At 73.3% G+C, this 14,522-nt stretch carries 16 protein-coding genes; 9 read left to right on the forward strand and 7 right to left on the reverse strand.

Translation table 11 applies throughout. The features are described from left to right. Window positions 1-79: 79 nt before the first annotated feature. Together ACFY32_RS11000 and ACFY32_RS11005 are read left to right on the forward strand one after the other, a co-directional pair. Entirely contained in the window at window positions 80-436 is a 357-nt protein-coding gene (locus tag ACFY32_RS11000) for a DivIVA domain-containing protein (protein ID WP_359196937.1), read from the forward strand. Next, window positions 433-1,017, forward strand: coding sequence for a DNA-3-methyladenine glycosylase I (locus ACFY32_RS11005; protein WP_359196737.1), 585 nt, complete (start codon window positions 433-435; stop codon window positions 1,015-1,017). The genes ACFY32_RS11000 and ACFY32_RS11005 overlap by 4 nt, the downstream gene beginning before the upstream one ends. A gap of 3 nt (window positions 1,018-1,020) precedes the next feature. On the opposite strand, the gene ACFY32_RS11010 is transcribed toward ACFY32_RS11005, so the two are convergent. Further along, window positions 1,021-1,824 carry an enoyl-CoA hydratase-related protein gene (locus ACFY32_RS11010; RefSeq protein ID WP_359196735.1) on the reverse strand — a complete coding sequence of 268 codons (804 nt, stop codon included), beginning with the start codon at window positions 1,822-1,824 and terminating at the stop codon, window positions 1,021-1,023. A gap of 376 nt (window positions 1,825-2,200) precedes the next feature. On the opposite strand from ACFY32_RS11010, the gene ACFY32_RS11015 reads away from it, so the two are divergent. Further along, window positions 2,201-2,368 carry a DUF3117 domain-containing protein gene (locus tag ACFY32_RS11015; protein ID WP_003966491.1) on the forward strand — a complete coding sequence of 56 codons (168 nt, stop codon included), beginning with the start codon at window positions 2,201-2,203 and terminating at the stop codon, window positions 2,366-2,368. A 102-nt stretch (window positions 2,369-2,470) separates the two neighbouring features. Here ACFY32_RS11015 and ACFY32_RS11020 read toward each other — a convergent pair whose 3' ends face one another. Further along, a complete protein-coding gene (locus ACFY32_RS11020) occupies window positions 2,471-3,169 on the reverse strand; it encodes an O-methyltransferase (RefSeq protein ID WP_359196934.1) in 699 nt (232 codons plus the stop codon). Between the two features lie 113 nt (window positions 3,170-3,282). On the opposite strand from ACFY32_RS11020, the gene sigE reads away from it, so the two are divergent. From sigE to ACFY32_RS11045, 5 genes are all read left to right on the forward strand, one after another. Then, entirely contained in the window at window positions 3,283-4,068 is a 786-nt protein-coding gene (gene sigE, locus ACFY32_RS11025) for an RNA polymerase sigma factor SigE (protein ID WP_359196732.1), read from the forward strand. After that, window positions 4,065-5,051: an anti-sigma factor family protein gene (locus ACFY32_RS11030; protein ID WP_390673963.1), complete on the forward strand. Its 987-nt coding sequence runs from the start codon at window positions 4,065-4,067 to the stop codon at window positions 5,049-5,051. Before sigE ends, ACFY32_RS11030 begins: the two co-directional genes overlap by 4 nt. Before the next feature lie 94 nt (window positions 5,052-5,145). Beyond that, the gene (locus ACFY32_RS11035; RefSeq protein WP_390673964.1) at window positions 5,146-6,990 is read left to right on the forward strand and encodes a trypsin-like peptidase domain-containing protein; all 1,845 of its coding nucleotides are present in this window, start codon (window positions 5,146-5,148) and stop codon (window positions 6,988-6,990) included. 147 nt (window positions 6,991-7,137) lie between these two features. Then, on the forward strand, window positions 7,138-7,569 hold the full coding sequence (locus ACFY32_RS11040; RefSeq protein WP_390673965.1) for a sec-independent translocase: 432 nt from the start codon (window positions 7,138-7,140) through the stop codon (window positions 7,567-7,569). A gap of 216 nt (window positions 7,570-7,785) precedes the next feature. After that, window positions 7,786-8,457 carry a hypothetical protein gene (locus tag ACFY32_RS11045; RefSeq protein WP_359196720.1) on the forward strand — a complete coding sequence of 224 codons (672 nt, stop codon included), beginning with the start codon at window positions 7,786-7,788 and terminating at the stop codon, window positions 8,455-8,457. 48 nt (window positions 8,458-8,505) lie between these two features. Here the strand turns inward: ACFY32_RS11045 and ACFY32_RS11050 are convergent, their stop codons facing one another. From ACFY32_RS11050 to ACFY32_RS11060, 3 genes are read right to left on the reverse strand one after another with little or no spacing between them, the layout of a single operon-like run. Next, window positions 8,506-9,639: an Mrp/NBP35 family ATP-binding protein gene (locus ACFY32_RS11050; RefSeq protein ID WP_390673966.1), complete on the reverse strand. Its 1,134-nt coding sequence runs from the start codon at window positions 9,637-9,639 to the stop codon at window positions 8,506-8,508. Between the two features lie 43 nt (window positions 9,640-9,682). After that, the gene (locus tag ACFY32_RS11055; RefSeq protein WP_390673967.1) at window positions 9,683-10,294 is read right to left on the reverse strand and encodes a DUF1003 domain-containing protein; all 612 of its coding nucleotides are present in this window, start codon (window positions 10,292-10,294) and stop codon (window positions 9,683-9,685) included. After that, the gene (locus ACFY32_RS11060; RefSeq protein WP_359196712.1) at window positions 10,284-11,585 is read right to left on the reverse strand and encodes a magnesium transporter MgtE N-terminal domain-containing protein; all 1,302 of its coding nucleotides are present in this window, start codon (window positions 11,583-11,585) and stop codon (window positions 10,284-10,286) included. The genes ACFY32_RS11055 and ACFY32_RS11060 overlap by 11 nt, the downstream gene beginning before the upstream one ends. Window positions 11,586-11,807: 222 nt before the next feature. Here ACFY32_RS11060 and ACFY32_RS11065 point away from each other — a divergent pair, with 222 nt between their 5' ends. Further along, the gene (locus ACFY32_RS11065) at window positions 11,808-12,554 is read left to right on the forward strand and encodes a hypothetical protein (RefSeq protein WP_390673968.1); all 747 of its coding nucleotides are present in this window, start codon (window positions 11,808-11,810) and stop codon (window positions 12,552-12,554) included. A gap of 201 nt (window positions 12,555-12,755) precedes the next feature. Here ACFY32_RS11065 and ACFY32_RS11070 read toward each other — a convergent pair whose 3' ends face one another. After that, window positions 12,756-13,268 carry a hypothetical protein gene (locus tag ACFY32_RS11070; RefSeq protein WP_359196707.1) on the reverse strand — a complete coding sequence of 171 codons (513 nt, stop codon included), beginning with the start codon at window positions 13,266-13,268 and terminating at the stop codon, window positions 12,756-12,758. 22 nt (window positions 13,269-13,290) lie between these two features. Beyond that, window positions 13,291-14,406, reverse strand: a complete 1,116-nt coding sequence (locus tag ACFY32_RS11075; RefSeq protein ID WP_359196704.1) for a magnesium and cobalt transport protein CorA — start codon at window positions 14,404-14,406, stop codon at window positions 13,291-13,293. Window positions 14,407-14,522: the final 116 nt, after the last annotated feature.

A 14,522-nucleotide genomic window follows, 5' to 3' on the forward strand; every position in this document is an offset into this window, starting at 1 on the left:
TGTCAGACTCGCATGGCACGATCGACCTGACACACCCGACTCCGATCCATTCGATCATCCGACCGTGGGGGCCCCAGCGATGGTTATGTTCCTGTTCCTGGTCGTCGCGCTCGCCGTCGTGGTCGCCGCGGTGACCCTCGCCGTGATCGGCGGCGGCGAGAGCGGACCGCTGCCCGACGCCGACCCCGAGCGGCTCCAGGACGCGCTCTCCCCCGACCGCCCGGTCTCCCGCGCCGACGTGGAGAGCCTGCGCTTCCCGCTCGTCGTGCGCGGCTACCGTATGGCGGACGTCGACGACGCCCTCGCCCGGCTCGGCGCCGAACTCGCCGAACGCGACGCCCGCATCGCCGACCTGGAGTCCGCGCTGGCCGGGGCCCGCGCCGCCGTCCACGCCGGGCCCGTGGAGCAGCCGCAGAGCCAGGAGGAGCAGCGATGAGCACGGCAACCGCCCTCACCGGTCCGGACGGCGCCGCGCGCTGCCCCTGGGCCCTGTCCACCGAGGACTACGTCGCCTACCACGACGAGGAGTGGGGCCGCCCGGTCCACGGCGACGACGCCCTGTTCGAGCGGCTCAGCCTGGAAGCCTTCCAGTCCGGGCTGTCCTGGATCACCATCCTGCGCCGCCGCTCCGGCTTCCGCGCCGCCTTCGCCGACTTCGAGATCGCGGCCGTGGCCGCCTTCACCGACGCCGACCGCGAACGGCTGCTCGCCGACCCCGGGATCATCCGCAACCGCGCCAAGATCGACGCGACCCTCGCCAACGCGCGTGTGCTGGCCGACTGGGCCCCGGGCGAGCTGGACGAGCTGATCTGGTCCCACGCCCCGGACCCGGCCGCCCGCCCGGCGCCGAAGACCCTCGCCGACGTCCCGGCGGTCACGCCCGAGTCGACCGCCCTGTCCAAGGCGCTGAAGAAGCGGGGCCTGCGCTTCGTCGGCCCGACCACGGCGTACGCGATGATGCAGGCCTGCGGTCTGGTCGACGACCACCTGGCGGAGTGCGTGGCCCGCCGGGCGTGAGGCTCAGCGGCCCAGGTACTTCGGCCGCCGCTTGTCGACGAAGGCCCGCACCGCGATCGCGTGGTCCTCGGAGGCGCCCGCCCGGGACTGCAGCTCGTCCTCCTTCTCCAGGGTCTCGGCCAGGGAGTGCGTCAGCCCGTACGCCAGCGCTTCCTTCAGTGCCGCGTACGCCACCGTGGGGCCCTCGGCCAGCGCGCGGGCCGTCTTCTCCGCCTCGGCGCGCAGCTCGGCGGCGGGCACGAGACGGTTGGCGATGCCCAGGTCGTACGCCTCCTGGGCCTTGATGCTGCGCGGGAAGAGCAGCAGATCGGCGGCGCGGCCGGGGCCGACCACCCGCGGCAGCGTCCAGGAGACGCCGGAGTCGGCGGTGAGCGCCACCCCGGCGAAGGAGGTGTTGAACGCGGCCGTCTCCGCGACGATCCGGTAGTCCGCAGCGAGCGCGAACCCGAAGCCCGCCCCGGCCGCCACCCCGTTCACCGCGGCGACCACCGGCTTGGGCGCCTCGGCCAGCGCCCGGACGATCGGGTTGTAGTGCTCCCGCACCGTGCTCATGGTCCGCCCCGAGCCCCGCTCCCGGTCCCCGGCCATCAGCCCGATGTGCTCCTTGAGGTCCTGGCCCACGCAGAACGCCCGGTCCCCGGCCGCGGTCAGCAGCACCGCCCGCACGGCCTCGTCCGCCGCCGCGGCGCGCACCGCGTCCCGGAGGGCGACCTTGGTCTCGACGTTCAGCGCGTTCATCGCCTCCGGGCGGTTCAGCGTGATCGTCGCGAGCCCGTCGCTCACCTCGTAGAGCACGGTGTCGGCCATGGCGTATCCCCTCCGCGTCGCAGATGCGCGGACGTACCCGTCGGTACGTCCCTGTCTGGAGGACAGCATGACGGAGATCACCGGGAACGCGCGGGGGCGCGGGTGTGAGCTGCGTCAAAGAATTCCGGTCCGCAGTCATTCGGCAGAAGTGAGCGCGGGCGGGCAGTATCGCAGCCACATCGCCGAATTGAGTGGTTTTGCACGCGTGCGTTGCCCAAGCGATGCCGACCGATGTTGGTCATCGGGTCCTGCGATGCGGGATAATGGCCTGGAGCAATGTGTTCGATGCCGGTGTCGCGTGTCCCCCGTGCGGGAGCGCGTGCCCTCGCGGGCCGTCGGCCTTGACGATGAGCTGGTATCAGGAAGGGGAACGAGCATGGCGGCCATGAAGCCGCGGACGGGTGATGGCCCGCTCGAGGTGACCAAGGAGGGGCGGGGCATCGTCATGCGCGTTCCGCTCGAAGGCGGCGGTCGGCTCGTCGTGGAGCTGACCCCTGACGAGGCCGACGCGCTCGGCGACGCCCTCAAGAAGGTCGTCGGCTGACGCGCAAGCGACCATACAGGTTCAGTCGCCCCGGTGCCCACGCGGTGCCGGGGCGCCTGTCATTCCGGCATCGCCCCTGGTCAGGGGGCTGACGCCAGGGGATCAGCGCTTGACCGCGCAGAGCAGTCCGTCGCCCACCGGCAGCAGGGACGGCGCCAGCTCCTGGCTCTCCCGCACCGCCCGCAGCAGTTCGCGCAGCCGCAGCACCTCGGTGGGCTGCGGACCGGAGTCGATGGTCCGCCCGTTGGCGAAGACGCCCTCGAACACCACCAGCCCGCCGGGCCGCAGCAGCCGCAGTGACTCGGCGAGGTAGTCGAGGTACTCCAGGCGGTCGCCGTCGCAGAACACCAGGTCGTACCCGGCGTCGGCCAGCCGGGGCAGCACGTCCAGCGCGCGGCCCGGGATGAACCGGGCCCGGTTGCTGGCGAACCCCGAGGCCCGGAACGCCTGCCGGGCGAACTGCTGGTGCTCCGGCTCCGGATCGACCGTGGTGAGCACCCCGTCCGGCCGCATGCCGTGCAGCAGATGGATACCGGAGACACCGCAGCCGGTCCCGATCTCCGCGACGGCCTTGGCGTCCACGGCGGCGGCGAGCAGCCGCAGCGCGGCGCCCGTGCCCGGCGCCACCGAGCGCAGGCCGGCCTCGCGGGCCCGGTCGCGGGCCCAGGACAGCGCGTCGTCCTCGGCGACATAGGCGTCGGCGAACGCCCAGCTCGTCTGCCGGTTGCCGGTAATGACCCTCTCCTGTCCCCGTGGTTGCCTCGGCGTGACTGTATCCGTTGGCGTCGGGAACCCGCAGATGGGACCGGTCGTTTAGGGAGTGCGGGGAAAGCGGCCCGGGTCGGCACGAGCCGGACCGGTCCAGATCAAATTCCCGTAAAACCGCTTATCCGGAGCTAACGGGCGAGGTGGCTATGGTAGGGGCTCCACTGGACACCACCGGAGCCAAAAGGGGAGGTGCGGCCGTTCCTGTGGATCGGGGCGGAGTGCTCAGGCGCTTCCTCGGATCGGCGGGCAGGCCGAAATCCGTGAACGACACCGCTGCTGACCACAGCCACGCCGCCGGCCACCGGGCCGGTCAGGACCGGACCGCGACCTTCTCCACCGACGCGGACGGGCAGGCGTGGACTCCGCCCACCTGGGAGGAGATCGTCAGCACCCACAGCGGTCGCGTCTACCGGCTCGCCTACCGTCTGACGGGCAACCAGCACGACGCCGAGGACCTCACCCAGGAGGTCTTCGTCCGCGTCTTCCGCTCCCTGTCGACGTACACGCCGGGCACCTTCGAGGGCTGGCTGCACCGCATCACGACCAACCTGTTCCTGGACATGGTCCGCCGCAAGCAGCGCATCCGCTTCGACGCCCTCGGCGAGGACGCCGCCGAGCGGCTGCCCAGCAAGGAGCCCTCCCCCCAGCAGGTCTTCAACGACGCGCACTTCGACGCCGACGTCCAGCAGGCGCTGGACACCCTCGCGCCCGAGTTCCGCGCCGCCGTCGTCCTGTGCGACATCGAGGGACTGTCGTACGAGGAGATCGCCGCCACCCTCGGCGTGAAGCTCGGCACCGTCCGCTCCCGGATTCACCGCGGCCGCTCCCAACTGCGCAAGGCACTCGCGCACCGCTCCCCCGAGGCGCGCGCCGAACGCCGCTCCTTCGTGGCCCGCGTCCCGGCACTGGGAGGAGGGGGCGCGAGCGCGTGAGCGGTTCACGGCCGGAATCCGAGGGACACCTCGCAGAGCAGCATCTGGGAGACCGACTCTCCGCCCTGGTGGACGGCGAGCTCGGTCATGACGCGCGTGAGCGCGTACTGGCGCACGTGGCGACCTGCGCGAAGTGCAAGGCGGAGGTCGACGCCCAGCGCCGGCTGAAGAACGTCTTCGCGGAGGCCGCCCCGCCCGCCCCCTCCGAGAGCCTGCTGGCCCGCCTCCAGGGACTCCCCGGCGGCGGCGACGGCGGCTCCTCGTCCGACGGCGACGGGCTGTCCGGGCTGCCGGACCTGTCCGGCCGGTTCGGCGGCTCCGGCGCGTTCGAGGCCAGGCGGGGCGACCGGTTCGCCTTCGACTACGTGCCCTCGCGGGCGCATCCGCCCGTGCTGCCGCCCGCCTCCCCGGCGCGCGGCTTCCGGTTCCACGACGTGGGGCGGCACGAGTCCGAGCGGTCGGCCTCGCGCGGGCTGCGGTTCGCGTTCGCCGCGGCCGGCGCGGTGTCGCTGGCGGCGATCGCCCTCGGCGGGGTCACCGCCGGCCCGCCGGACTCCACCGCGGAGGCCCGCGGTGGCTCCGGGACCGGCAGCAATGTCGTCCCGGCCCGCACCCAGGGCACCGGGGCGGCCACGGCACCGGAGAGCCAGCGGCGCCGCGGGGTCGGCCCGCTGCTCGGGCAGGCCCAGGGCGGTCAGCAGGCGCTGGGCGAGGCCGCCGTGGCCCCGACCGAGGTGTCCGCGCCGCTGCTGCCGGGCGTGCCGTCGCCCGCCGGGGGCCGCGACGAGCGGACCGTACGCACCCTGACGGCGCCCGTCATGGCCGGCGCGGTCGCGATGTCCCCGCTGATACGTCCGCTGGAGGCCGTGCCGCCGATCGCCGTCACCTCGTCCTGGTTCGCCGATCCCGACCTCAGGCCGCCGCGCCTGCTCGGGGCGACCGTCTCCGCTCCGCCCGCGTCGCCGTCGCCGTCCGCCTCCTGATCAGGCGCTGCGCGGCGCTGCGCGGCGGCGGCCCGACCTGATTGAATCGGGCGCGCAGTCGACGAGCCGTGCCGCGGCCAGGTCTGGGGAGAAGATGAACGAGGAGAAGCCCCCGAAGGCGAAGTGGTGGAGCCGTCCCCGCCCGGACGGCACCGACCCCGAGGGCGACTTCGCACTGGCCCGTCCCCGCCCGCCCGAGACGGACACCGACTTCCGCCTGGCCGGCCCGGACCCGTCCGCCGGGGAGGACGCGGGCACGGAGACGCCGACCGGCGGGGAGGGGACGCGTACGGAAGCTCCGGCCGGCGTGGAGGGGGCGGGTACGGAAGCCCCGGCCGGCGTGGAGGGGACCTGTACGGAGGCATCGGCCGACGTGAAGGGGGCGCCTACTGGGGCCCCGCCCGTGGGCGAGGGGGCGCGTACGGAAGCCCCGGCCGGCGTGGAGGGGGCGCGTGTCGAGGCCCCGACCGCCGCCGAGGCGCGTACCGACGCCCCGCCCGTCGCGGAAGAGGCGCGTACCGGCGTGCCGGGCGGAGACGGCCGCCCCCGTCCGCTGCACGACCCCGACCCCTACGGCACCCCGCCGTACGGCGAACCGGGCCCCTGGGCCCCCGCGCCGCCGGTCCAGCACCCCACCACGCCCCCGCCCGCCGACGGGCTCCCGGCGCGGGGGACGCCGCTGCCCGCCGAGGTGCCCCCCGCCCCGGGCCCGCCCCCGGCGCCCGGCGTACCCCCGGCCCCCGACCCCTGGCGGCGGTACGACCCCTGGGCCGTGGCCGCCGCGGGGTCCCCGGGGTACAGCGGCACGCCGGCGGCGCCGCGTGGGCGGGGCCGGACGCGGAAGACGATCGCCGGGTTCGCCGTGCTGCTCGCGCTCGTCTCCGGGGCCGTCGGCGGCCTGGTGGGCGCCTACCTGGAGCGCAACGGCGGGCTCGGCGCCGTGGAGCTGCCGCAGGCCGGGAAGGAGCCCGCCGGGCGGGACCCGGACAGCGTCGCCGGGATCGCCGCCAGAGCCCTGCCGGGCGTCGTCACCCTGCACGTCAGCGGCGCCGGGGAAGCGGGCACCGGCACCGGCTTCGTGCTGGACACCCGGGGCCACATCCTCACCAACAACCACGTCGTGGCGCCGGCCGGCACCGGCGGCGAGATATCCGTGACCTTCCACAGCGGCGACACCGCCGAGGCCACCGTCGTCGGCCGCGACAGCGGGTACGACCTCGCCGTCGTCAAGGTGAGCGGCGTGCGCGGCCTCACCCCGGTGCCGCTCGGCAACTCCGACAACGTCCAGGTGGGTGACCCGGTCGTCGCCATCGGCGCCCCCTTCGACCTGGCGGACACGGTCACCTCCGGGATCATCAGCGCCAAGGAACGGCCCATCACGGCGGGCGGCGAGGAGGCCGACGGCAGCGACGTGTCCTACGTCGACGCCCTCCAGACCGACGCCCCCATCAACCCCGGCAACTCCGGCGGCCCCCTGCTCGACTCCCGGGGCCGCGTCATCGGCATCAACTCCGCGATCCGCTCGGCCGACAGCGGCGCCGACCCGGAGGGCGGCCAGGCCGGTTCGATAGGGCTCGGCTTCGCCATCCCCGTCAACCAGGGCAAGCGCGTCGCCGAGGAACTGATCGACACCGGTCACGCCACCCACCCCGTCATCGGCGTCACCCTCGACATGGGCTACACCGGCGACGGAGCCCGCGTCGGCGCCCGGGGCGGCGACGGCGGCCCGCCGGTCACCGAGGGCGGCCCCGGTGACCGGGCCGGCCTGCGGGCGGGCGACGTGATCACCGCGGTCGACGGCCGCCGCGTCCACAACGGGGAGGAACTGATCGTCCGGACCCGCGCCCACCGCCCCGGCGACCGCCTGGAGCTGACCCTGGAGCGGGACGGCGAGGTGAGGAAGGTCTCCCTGGTGCTCGGCTCCGCGGACGGCGACTGACCGGCTCCGCGAGCAACGCAAGAGGCCGGAAAGGCAAACAATCCGGAAAGCGGCCGCGTACACGCACATGGGCGGGGCGCGACTGTACCGGTGGGACGGCACGGGCGGGTACCGTGGATGCGGCCCGGACATCCCAAGGAGCTTCAGGTGTTCAATGACATAGGACCGCTAGAGCTGGTGACGCTCATCGTCCTCGCCGTGCTCGTGTTCGGTCCGGACAAGCTCCCCAAGGTCATCCAGGACGTGACGCGGACCATCCGCAAGATCCGTCAGTTCTCGGAGAGCGCCAAGCAGGACATCCGGCAGGAGCTGGGTCCCGAGTTCAAGGACTTCGAGTTCGAGGACCTCAACCCCAGGACGTTCATCCGCAAGCAGTTGGACAACGACGACCTGGGGTTCAAGGAGATCCGTAACGGCTTCGACCTGAAGAAGGAGATGGCCGAGGTCGCCGACGCCGTCCAGGGCCGCGACTCCGACACCTCCGCCGCCGCCTCCTCCGGCGGCCGGGTCGACATGGTCAAGAAGCCGGAGAGCCCCGCCCCCGACGACCGCCCGCCCTTCGACGCGGACGCCACCTGACCTCACCCCCCGGCCCAGTCGGTGTGACGTGCGTCACGCCCAGGTCGGGGCGTACACGGCCGGAACACGCCGCCCGCGCGACCCACGCGCCGGGCGGTTTCCCGGTTGCCCGCGCCGGGGTGGCTATGCTGCCGAGTTGTTGTGCGGACCGGACGAGTCGCCCGAAGGGGGGCGGGCCGTGCCAGGTCCGACGAGAGCGAGGAGGCGTCCGGGCACATGGAGACGACGAGTCGGGCAGTCGCGCAGACGCCGGCCGCGGAGGGCGGAGAACAGTCCCCCTCCGCCCGGCGCACGGTCGACGGCTACCTGCGTGCGCCCTTCCCCTGGTACGGACTCGACGAGGCGTTCACCGGGCCGCGCTGGCTGATGCAGGTCGGAACGGCGGCCGACGGGGCCGTGGAGCACGGGGCGATCGGCCACGGTGACGAGCCTTCGGTGCGCAACGAGCACACGGCCGGCGGTGAGCAGGAGGCCAAGGAGAAGTTCGCGGTCGTCGTCACGGTCGCCGCCCACCCCGTACGGCGCAGCCCGGACGGCACGGGGCTGCTGGAGGCCACCTCGGTGTCCTCGGCGGCCTGGCTCGCCGGGGTCGGGCTGCTGTCGTTCACCTGGCCGGGGCAGATGGACCACTCGCTGCGGGACGACTGGCTGGAGCAGCAGACGGAGACGGCGTGGGTGCTCGCCGACGACCTCGACGGACCGGACTGGACGACGCTGTCGTTGCCCGTGGACGGGGTGCCGACGCCGTTCCACTACCGGGAGTCGGAGTTCGGCTGGGTGCTCGCCGGGTCCACGGAGCAGGGCGTGCACCTCGGGGCGTACGGGCGGGGCATGAGCGCGTACGGGCTGGCGTTCGCCGTGGTGAAGGACATCGGGGCGTACGCGTGAGGTGAGGGGCGCCGGCGTCGCAACGGGCCCGCGCCCCCGAGCACATTCCTAGAACTTGTTCCGCGGAGTGATCCCCAGCGACAGGCCCGACAGCCCGCGCTGGCGCCCGCCCAGCTTGCCGGCGATCGCGCGCAGGGCCGCGCCCGCCGGGGAGTCCGGGTCGGACAGGACGACCGGCCTGCCCTCGTCGCCGCCCTCGCGCAGGCGCACGTCGATCGGGATGGAACCGAGGACCGGGACCGAGGCGCCGGTGGTGCGGGTCAGGCCGTCGGCGACCGTCTGGCCGCCGCCGGTGCCGAAGACGTCGACCATCTCGCCGCAGTGCGGGCAGGGCAGCCCCGACATGTTCTCCACCACGCCGACGATCTTCTGGTGGGTCTGCACGGCGATCGCGCCGGCCCGCTCGGCCACCTCGGCCGCCGCCTGCTGAGGCGTCGTCACCACCAGGATCTCGGCGTTGGGCACCAACTGGGCCACCGAGATGGCGATGTCGCCCGTGCCGGGCGGCAGATCGAGCAGCAGGACGTCGAGGTCGCCCCAGTACACGTCGGCCAGGAACTGCTGGAGCGCGCGGTGCAGCATCGGGCCGCGCCACACCACCGGGGCGTTGCCCGGGGTGAACATGCCGATGGAGATCACCTTCACCCCGTTGGCCGAAGGCGGCATGATCATGTTCTCGACCTGGGTGGGCCGCCCGTCGGCGCCCAGCATCCGGGGCACGCTGTGGCCGTAGATGTCGGCGTCGACGACACCGACCTTGAGGCCGTCGGCCGCCATCGCCGCCGCCAGGTTCACGGTGACGGAGGACTTGCCGACGCCGCCCTTGCCGGAGGCGATCGCGTAGACCCGGGTCAGGCTGCCGGGCTTGGCGAAGGGCACCTCGCGCTCGGTCTGCCCGCCGCGCAGGGCGGCGGCCAGCTCGCGGCGCTGCTCGTCGCTCATCACGTCCAGCGTGACGTCGACGCGGGTGACGCCCTCGACCCGCGAGACGGCCTCGGTCACCCGCTGGGTGATGGTGTCCCGCATCGGGCAGCCGGAGACCGTCAGGTACACGGTGACCGCGACCGCCCCGTCCGCGCCGATCTCCACCGATTTGACCATGCCGAGTTCGGTGATGGGCCGGTTGATCTCGGGGTCGTTCACCGTCGCCAGTGCTTCGCGCACCGCGTCTTCCGTAGCCATAAGGACGATGGTACGGCGCCCGGTGCGGGCCCCGGTAAGCCCGTCAGCGGTCGTCTGCGTCACGTCCCCGCGGCCGTTGCGCCGGGTCCGCCGGGAATGTTGCGTTTCCCGGGCGGTGCTCCTCCCGCAGGGCCTCCAGCTCCTTGACCAGATCCTGCAGCTCCGAGCGAATCCAGTCCCGGGTCGCCACCTCGCCGAGCCCGGCGCGCAGCGCGGCGATCTCGCGGGTCAGGTACTCGGTGTCCGCGATGGACCGCTCGTTCTGCGCGCGGTCCTGCTCCAGGTTGACCCGGTCCCGGTCGTCCTGCCGGTTCTGCGCGAGCAGGATCAGCGGGGCCGCGTAGCTGGCCTGGAGCGAGAGCATCAGCGTCAGGAAGATGAACGGGTACTCGTCGAACCGCAGCTCGGCCGGGGCGGCGATGTTCCACACCACCCAGACGATGATGACGACCGTCATCCAGACGATGAACCGCCCGGTGCCCAGGAACCGCGCGATCCGCTCCGACAGCCGTCCGAACGCCTCCGGGTCCCACTCGGGCAGCAGCCTGCGGCGCGGCGCCCGGGGCTGGTCGAGCCGGAGGCCGCGGTGGCGCGAGGCGGCCGTCGCCCCCGACACCGCCCGCTCCCGCGCGGCCGTCTCCCGCTCAGGCACCATCGGCACGCACCTCCCCGTCCGTCCCGCCGTCCGCCTCGTCCAGGTGGTACTCGGTCTCCCGCCAGTCGTCGGGCAGCATGTGGTCCAGTACGTCGTCCACGGTGACCGCGCCCAGCAGCGACCCGGACTCGTCGACCACGGGCGCCGCGACCATGTCGTACGTGGCGAAGAACCCGGCGACCACCGGCAGCGCCGCGTCCGGTGCCAGCGGCTGGAGGCCGTCGTCCATGATCGAGCCGACCAGGGTGTACGGGGGGTCGCGCAGCAGCCGCTGGAAGTGGACGGTGCCCAGATACTTGCCGGTCGGGGTCTCGTCGGGCGGCCGGCAGACGTAGATCTGGGCCGCGTGCGCCGGGGACAGGTCGGGGTTGCGGATGCGGGCGAGGGCGTCGGCGACGGTGGCGTCGGGGCGCAGCACGATCGGCTCGGTCGTCATCAGACCGCCGGCCGTGTGCTCCTCGTACGCCATCAGCCGCCGCATGTCGGCGGCGTCGGACGGCTTCATCAGGCTCAGCAGCCGTTCCTTGTCCTGCTCCGGCAGTTCGCCGAGGAGGTCGGCGGCGTCGTCGGGGTCCATCGCCTCCAGGACGTCGGCGGCCCGCTCCTCCGCCAGCTTGCCGAGGATCTCGATCTGGTCGTCCTCGGGCAGCTCCTCCAGGACGTCGGCCAGGCGGTCGTCGTCGAGGGCGGCGGCGACCTCGGCGCGGCGCTTGGCGGACAGGTGGTGCAGCACGTTGGCCAGGTCGGCGGGGCGCAACTGCTCGAAGGTGGCCAGCAGGTTCTCGGCGCCCTGCCCGTGCTCCTCCAGCGAGAACCCGGTGACCGCCGACCACTCCACGGTCAGCGTCTCGCCCTTGCTGCGCCGGAAGGCGCCGCCGCGGCCCTTGCGGACGAAGACCCGGTCGATCTCCCAGTCCCGGCGGGCCGGCAACTGCTGCACCGACAGGTCCAGCACGGTGACCTCCTCGCCGGTCTCGGTGAGCGTCACCCGGCGGTCCAGGAGTTCGCCGAAGACCAGCCGCTCGGTGGGCCGCTGCTCGAAGCGCCGCACGTTGAGCACGCCGGTGCTGAGGACCTGCCCGGACTGGATGCCGGTGACCCGGGTCATGGGCAGGAAGATGCGGCGCCGGGTGGCGACTTCGGCGACCAGGCCCAGCAGCCGCGGGGGCTTGCGTCCCACGCGGAGCATGACGACCAGGTCGCGCACCCGGGCCACCTGGTCGCCGTTGGGGTCGAAGACGGCGACGCCGGCGAGGTGCGAGACGAAGATCCGGGGGGCGCCCGCTGCCATGGCCGCGGCTCCTTTTCTCTGACGGTCACGCGTGACGCGTTAGGGCTGGTGCGTGTGGTGTCCCTTTACCGAATTGCCCGCTCGGACGGCCTTCAGGCTAGCCCGTACCGTACGGGTCCGCCCTGGCGGCCGGTCCGGACGGACCCGCACCGCCGGCCGCTCACGGCACCGGTACGCTGCCGTACGCCGCATCGGACCTCCGTCAGAAAGGCAGCCCCACCTGTGACTGCGACTTCCCGGCGCCGAACCCCCAGGGCCGCTCTGGCGGGCGTGGCGTGCGCGCTGGCCGTGACGGGAGCGGGCCTGACGGGATGCGGCGGCGGCGAGGACCCGGACGCGGGCACCAACGGCGTCGGCAAGCTGTCCGCCGCCGAGATCCAGGCGAAGACCCGGGCCGCCGCCGACGCCGCCGACGCGGTCCGGCTGCACGGCACGGTGTCGACCCGCGGCAGCACGTACACGCTCGACATGCGGCTGAAGTCCGACGGCGGCACCGGGTCGGTCACCTCCAAGGGGGCGACGTTCCGGCTGCTGCGGATCGGCGAGCAGCTCTTCCTCAAGGCCGACGCCGGCTTCTGGAGCCATGACGCCGGGGACGCGGACGCCGCCGCGGCGGACAAGCTGGCCGGCAAGTACGTGAAGGTGCCGCAGGGCGACCCCTCGTACCAGAAGTTCAGCGGGTTCACGGACAAGGACGTCCTCCTGGACGGGCTGCTGACGCTGCACGGCACGGTCAAGACGGACGGGCGGCACGAGCAGGCGGGCGTGCGCACCGTCCGGATCAGCGGCGGCCAGGGCTCGGGCGGCTCGCTGGACGTCTCCCTGGAGGGCACGCCGTACCCGCTGAAGCTGGTGCGCGCGGGCAGCGCGGGCACGCTGCGCTTCTCGGAGTGGAACAAGGACTTCCGCCTGGCCGAGCCGCCCCAGGACGAGACCCTGGACTACGGCAAGGAACTGCCGACGTCCTAGGGTCTGTCGTTCGGATCAGCCCGCGGACGCGGGGCCCGGCACGCGCGTCCGCGGCGTTGTCGTCGGTTGTCGACGCTCCGCGTCGCCGCCCGCCTCCGCCTCGCATCCGCACGCACCTGGCCCCGTTCACCGGCATGCATGACGAGGCGCAGCGGATTCCCTGCGACCCGATCCGAACGACAGGTTCTGGACGCCGGCCGGCTACCCGCGTCCGCGGCGCTTGAACAGGAGCTTCGGCAGGGCCGCCGGGACCGGGGCGCGGGTCGTCGCCGGGGTCGGCAGCGGGGCCTCGGCCAGCGACCCGTCGGGCAGCGGCGCGGTCGCGCCGGCCGGCTCCAGCCGCAGCACCCGGCACTCCCGCGCCCAGCGCCGCACCGCCGCCTCGCCGTCGGGGGCGTTGAGCCGCTTGCCCTTCAGCTCCGCGACCGCCGCCTGCCATGCCTCGGAGCCCGAGACCAGCTCCACCACCCGCGCCGGCCAGGTGACCAGCCGGCCGCCCTTGTCCTTGCTGCGCACGGTGACCTCGGCGGTACCGCCGTCGGCCAGCCCCGGCAGCGGCTGCTCGCCGGGGCCGTCGCCGACCACGCAGGCCGCGCCCTCGTGCCAGACGTGCCACAGCGCGCGGGCCGGGACGCCGGGGGCCCCGACCCAGACGAGACCGGACTTCTTGGTGGCCTCCTCGATCAGGGCCCGCTGGAGCAGCTCGCTTGTCATGGGCCCAGCCTAGCGAGGCGGCTCACAGCCAGCCGTTGCGCTTGAGCGCGCGGTGGATGCCGACACAGATGGCGACGGTGACGCCGAGGACCACCGGATAGCCGAACCGCCAGTGCAGTTCGGGCATGTGATCGAAGTTCATGCCGTACACCCCGCACACCATCGTCGGTACGGCGATGATCGCCGCCCATGAGGTGATCTTCCGCATGTCCTCGTTCTGCGCGACGGACGCCTGGGCGAGGTTGGCCTGGAGGATGGAGTTCAGCAGTTCGTCGAAGCCGACGACCTGCTCCTGGACCCGGGCGAGGTGGTCGGCGACGTCCCGGAAGTACTTCTGGATGTCCGGGTCGATCAGCCGCATCGGCCGCTCGCTGAGCAACTGCATGGGCCGCAGCAGCGGCGACACCGCCCGCTTGAACTCCAGCACCTCGCGCTTGAGCTGGTAGATCCGCCCGGCGTCGGTGCCGCGCGGGCTGCCCTTGCGGCCCGGCGAGAAGACCTCGGTCTCGACCTCGTCGATGTCGTCCTGCACGGCGTCGGCGACCGCGATGTACCCGTCGACGACGTGGTCGGCGATGGCGTGCAGCACCGCCGAGGGACCCTTGAGCAGCAGCTCGGGGTCGTCCTGGAGGCGGTGGCGCAGGGCGCGCAGGGAGCCCTGCCCGCCGTGCCGGACGGTGATGAAGAAGTCCCGGCCGGTGAAGCACATGACCTCACCGGTCTCCACCACCTCGCTGTTGGCGGTGAGCCGGTCGTGGTCGATGTAGTGGATCGTCTTGAAGACGGTGAACAGGGAGTCGTCGTAGCGCTCCAGCTTGGGCCGCTGGTGGGCCTGGACGGCGTCCTCCACGGCCAGCGGGTGGAGCCCGAACTCCCGGGCGATACCGGCGAATTCGTCCTCGGTCGGCTCGTGCAGGCCGATCCAGACGAACCCGCCGTCGCGGCGCACCAGGCGCATCGCCTCGTGCGGTCCGAGCGGCGCCTCGGTGCGAAGGCGCCGGCCGTCGCGGTAGACGGCGCAGTCGACGACGGCGGAGGCCGTCGCCGGGTCGCGGGTGGTGTCGTAGGCACCGGTGTCCTTGCGCAGGGAGACGCGGGACGGGCGGACCGCGGCGCGCAGGTCACGGATCATCGACATGGCAGGCTCCTTCGCTACGGGCAGCGAACGGCGCCGGCGACGGGTGGAACCACCCGGAATGAGGACGTCCAGACCACGCTGTTGGCGCGTCCACAAAGCGGGGAGCACCCCACCGT

It is taken from the genome of Streptomyces sp. NPDC000134 (assembly GCF_042899225.1).
Classification (GTDB): Bacteria; Actinomycetota; Actinomycetes; order Streptomycetales; family Streptomycetaceae; genus Streptomyces.